The sequence below is a fragment of the Arenimonas sp. genome, assembly GCF_044348765.1.
Lineage (GTDB): Bacteria > Pseudomonadota > Gammaproteobacteria > Xanthomonadales > Xanthomonadaceae > Arenimonas.
On sequence record NZ_JBIKSE010000068.1, the window covers coordinates 1 to 3857 of the forward strand.

The window sequence follows — 3857 nt, forward strand, 5'->3', positions numbered from 1 at the left end:
ACCAGAGAGGTGACAATCTTCCCGAAAGCGCCGCCGATGACCACGCCGACCGCAAGATCGATGACGTTGCCACGCAGGGCAAATTCCTTGAATTCCGAAAGTATGCTCATGATTGGTTTCTCCAGTAGGGGGATTAATGAATGATGCCGTGCAGTTCGGCAATGCCTTGCAATTCGGCCTGGAAGCGGTCGCCTTCTTTCAGCGCCGCCACGCCGGACGGGGTGCCCATGAAAACAAGATCGCCCGGTTGCAGGGTATACAGCTTGGACAATGCCAGCAGGACATCACAGACTGAAAAGATCATATCGCCTAGACAGGCTTTTTGCCGCTGAATGCCGTTGACCTGCAGGCTCAACAGGGTATCGGCAGTGATCTGCGCTTGATGAACCGGCACGATGTCGCTGACCGGCGCCGAGGCGTCAAAGCCTTTGGCGGTATCCCACGGCAGTCGTTTCTCCTTGGCAGCGGTCTGCAGGTCACGTCGGGTCAGATCCAGTCCGACGGCATAGCCATACACGGCCTGTAAGGCGTTCTCGGTAGTCCATTGCTCTGGTAACGAAGGTCCAAGCGCCACCACCAGTTCAACTTCATGATGGAGATCTTCGGTGCAGCCGGGGTAGGGAATCACATTATCTTGAATGACGGCATCGGCCGGTTTCATGAAAAACACGGGACTGCCTCTGGACGGTTCGGCGCCCATTTCGCGCGCATGCTCGGCGAAATTTCGGCCGACGCAGTAAATCCGGTGCACGGGGAAGCGCTTGCTGCTGCCGGCAATACCGATACTGGCCTGATCCGGCGGCGGAAATGCGTAGTCCATGATATGGGCTTCCTTAAAAGTCCAGTTTAGCGGTATTGGGCAGTTTTTAAAAGATTAGCGGGACAGACTAATCGTTGATTTCTCGATCACAGTGTATTCGGCATTGAGTACATCAGCATCGGAACGTGCGGTGGCGGGTTTCTTCCCGAGACGCTTCAGGAGGAAGCTGGCAACCAGCATGAACACTCCGACAAAAATAGCGAACACGCATACACCGAACAGGAAAAATAGGCCAAGTACAGAAAATACGGCCTTCAATACCGGGTTGCGGGGCTTGTTGGGTCGAGTCAGCAAAAGACGATGGAAAATACTGCGCATGGATATGCTATAAAACTCAGGGAACCGACAGTATGCCGAGGCAAGGATTGGAAAGTGTAAATTGTTCGTTAATAGCAATCCCGGTTCTTGAAAATGAGACGCCGGTTACCATAACCCCCTTGATTCGCGGTCAATCCACGCCCTTGATTGTCATTCGCTGTGGTGAGTCGGTTCGGGTTTACGCCAATCGCTGCCCGCATCAGGGCCGTCCTCTGGATTATGCCCCGGATCGGTTTCTGACTAAGAATGCGACCTTGGTATGCGCGGCACATGGGGCGGTTTTCGGTATGGCCGATGGCCTGTGTCTACAAGGCCCGTGCCGTGGCGAGTCGCTGACGCCTTATGCCAGCCTGTGGCAGGACGGTGTTTTGAGGGTTGAGTGGCCGGATCCGCTTGACTAGAACAGCAGATTGACGCCGATCACCGAAACCACCAGAAACAGCAGGGTAATCGGTAATCCGCTGCGCCAGAGGTCGCGCGTGCTGTATCCGGCGGGACCGGCAATCATCGAAACCACCGGATTGGAATGGCTGATGAAGTTGTTGGAGGCGCACAGGGCAGCCAGGAAGGCATAGGCCATCGGATTGCCATCGGCGGCCAGGGCGATGTTGATGGCCATCGGGACCATGACCACGGTGGCACCGACATTGCCGATGACCAATGCCAGACAGGTGGTGAAAATCGCCAGAGCCGTCTGGATCAGCCAATCCGGCACCCCGGTACCCAAACGTTCGATGCTGTGCTGGGCAAGCCAGTTGGCAGCGCCGGTGGAGTCCATAGCGATGCCAAGGGGAATCAGACAGGCCATGGTGAACACCGTTTTCCAGCTGATCGAGGCATAGGCTTCCTCCATATCGAGGACGCCGGTGACGACCATGAGTACAGCACCTGCCATGAGCGCGATCGGCAGCGGTACCACATTGCTTAATGCCAGCAGCATGCTGCCGGTGAAAATGCCGAGAGCCACGCGCAGTTTGTGCGGTCGCTGTTCCTGCTTCGGATAATCGGTGATGACCACGAATTCCTTATTGGCATTGGCCTGAGCCAAATCATTCCAGTTCGAATGGAACACCAGGATGTCGCCGGCACGGATCGGCAGATTGCGGATGTTGCGGCGCAGGACTTTTTTATCGCGGTTGATGGCAAGCAGGCTGATGCCATAGCGTTTGCGCAGACGCAGCTCGGCCTGTGCCTTGCCGATGAACGGCGAATTGCTGGGAATGACCGCCTCGGAAATGCCGGACTGTGATGGGTTAAACAGATCTCCGAGCACGCGTAGGCGCTGGGTGAATTTCAGTTGCTTGCTTTCGGCATAGGTACTGACCATTTCTGGCGTACCCATGACACCGATGACGCTACCGGCGGTCAGGCGCTCATCGGCCGGTGGTGCCATGCGTGATTCGGTGCCGCTATGCAGGGCAAGATAGAGCGGCGCACCGATTTCAGCCTCGGCATCTCCGATACTCATACCGATGAGCGGACTTTCGGAGGTGAGCACCAGTTCGTGTACATCGCCTTCGATGCCATAAGCTTCCGCGAAGTAATGTTCTGGCGTATTCGGATTGACGTTGCTGCCGGTTTCTGGAAGGAATCCGAGATGCTTGCGGAAGCGGAAGTAAATCAGCCCTAGGCCGAGTAATACCAGGCCGATCGGCAAGGGCCGGAACATCGGCAGATCTTCCAGGGTCGCGACACCCGATGGAAGGTTCTGATTGGCCGAGCGCAGCAGATCATTTAGCAGCATCAGCGGTGAGTTGCCGATCATCGTCAGTTGCGCGCCCAGAATGATGCAGGCGGCGATGGGTAACAGCAGTTGTCCCAGTCCGATGCCGGTCCGGCGGGATAGGCGTGCGGCGACGGGAAGAAACAGTGAAGTGACCGCCGGATTCTGCATGAACCCGGACATGCCGCCGGCCGCAGCCGAGGTAATCAGCACCAATCGCTGTTCTTTGCCATTGGCCCGGCGCAGCAACCAGCCAGCCAGGCGGTTGAGCGCGCCGGTCCGGTCGAGTGCGGTACTCAGGATCATCGATGCCATGACGCTGATGACGGCATTACCGGCGAAGCCTTTGAACAGGTCGGTTTCGGAAACGACACCGGTGAGCCCGAGCACGACCAGTGCCAGCAGCGAGGCCGCATCGGCACGTATGCGTTCGAACATCAGCATGGCGATGATGAAGGCGGTCAGACCCAGCACAATCAGCATGTCTTGTGTCAGAACCAGACCGCTATGCATGCGTGTTTCGACTCCTATCGACGGGTGTAAAGCAGGTCCCAGACGCCATGACCGAGCTTCCGGCCGCGGCTCTCGAAATGCGTCTGCCGGCGCCAGACCGGACGTTCAACGCAGTGGCGTGCTCCGGCAGTGGCCAGTAATTCCGGTTCATTGTCACAGACTTCCCACATGTGCTCAACATATTCCTGCCAGTCGCTGGCCAGATGCAGCTGGCCGCCGGATCTGAGTTTGCGGCACAGCAGGGCGACGAAATCCGGTTGGATCAGGCGACGCTTGTGGTGCCGCTTCTTATGCCAGGGGTCCGGAAAGTAAATGCGCACTTCCGAAAGACTCCCGTCCATGATGTCATCGCGCATAACCTCCACGGCATCATGACGATAGATGCGGACGTTATCGAGACCGGCCTCAGCCACGGCATTGAGTGCGCGCCCTACGCCGGGTGAGTGCACCTCGATGCCGATGAAGTTGCGATCTGGTTCGTTC

The 3857-nt window shown here is 57.3% G+C and carries 6 protein-coding genes; 1 reads left to right on the forward strand and 5 read right to left on the reverse strand.

Annotation, left to right across the window (positions count from 1 at the left end; translation table 11 throughout):
* The 3 genes from ACIQ0Q_RS08325 to ACIQ0Q_RS08335 all read right to left on the reverse strand — a co-directional run.
* Positions 1–110, reverse strand: a 110-nt coding sequence (locus tag ACIQ0Q_RS08325) for an MscL family protein (RefSeq protein WP_395772480.1), incomplete at its 3' end; no start/stop codon positions are given.
* 23 nt (positions 111–133) lie between these two features.
* Entirely contained in the window at positions 134–820 is a 687-nt protein-coding gene (locus ACIQ0Q_RS08330) for a fumarylacetoacetate hydrolase family protein (protein ID WP_395772475.1), read from the reverse strand.
* A gap of 54 nt (positions 821–874) precedes the next feature.
* Positions 875–1138: a hypothetical protein gene (locus ACIQ0Q_RS08335; RefSeq protein ID WP_395772476.1), complete on the reverse strand. Its 264-nt coding sequence runs from the start codon at positions 1136–1138 to the stop codon at positions 875–877.
* Between the two features lie 32 nt (positions 1139–1170).
* Between ACIQ0Q_RS08335 and ACIQ0Q_RS08340 the strand changes: the two genes are divergently transcribed.
* Positions 1171–1539 (forward strand): Rieske (2Fe-2S) protein, encoded by a 369-nt coding sequence (locus tag ACIQ0Q_RS08340; protein ID WP_395772477.1) that lies wholly within the window; start codon positions 1171–1173, stop codon positions 1537–1539.
* On the opposite strand, the gene ACIQ0Q_RS08345 is transcribed toward ACIQ0Q_RS08340, so the two are convergent.
* Both ACIQ0Q_RS08345 and trmB read right to left on the reverse strand, forming a co-directional pair.
* Complete coding sequence (locus ACIQ0Q_RS08345) at positions 1536–3374, reverse strand: SLC13 family permease (protein WP_395772478.1); 1839 nt, start codon at positions 3372–3374, stop codon at positions 1536–1538. The genes ACIQ0Q_RS08340 and ACIQ0Q_RS08345 overlap by 4 nt on opposite strands.
* 14 nt (positions 3375–3388) lie before the next feature.
* On the reverse strand, positions 3389–3857 hold a 469-nt coding region (gene trmB / locus ACIQ0Q_RS08350; RefSeq protein WP_395772479.1), incomplete at its 5' end, for a tRNA (guanosine(46)-N7)-methyltransferase TrmB.

Bases quoted from the DNA above. Each gene is read 5' to 3' on its own strand.
- ACIQ0Q_RS08330 (WP_395772475.1), bottom strand. From the start codon at position 820: ATGGACTACGCATTTCCGCCGCCGGATCAGGCCAGTATCGGTATTGCC.
- ACIQ0Q_RS08335 (WP_395772476.1), bottom strand. From the start codon at position 1,138: ATGCGCAGTATTTTCCATCGTCTTTTGCTGACTCGACCCAACAAGCCC.
- ACIQ0Q_RS08340 (WP_395772477.1), top strand. From the start codon at position 1,171: ATGCCGAGGCAAGGATTGGAAAGTGTAAATTGTTCGTTAATAGCAATC.
- ACIQ0Q_RS08345 (WP_395772478.1), bottom strand. From the start codon at position 3,374: ATGCATAGCGGTCTGGTTCTGACACAAGACATGCTGATTGTGCTGGGT.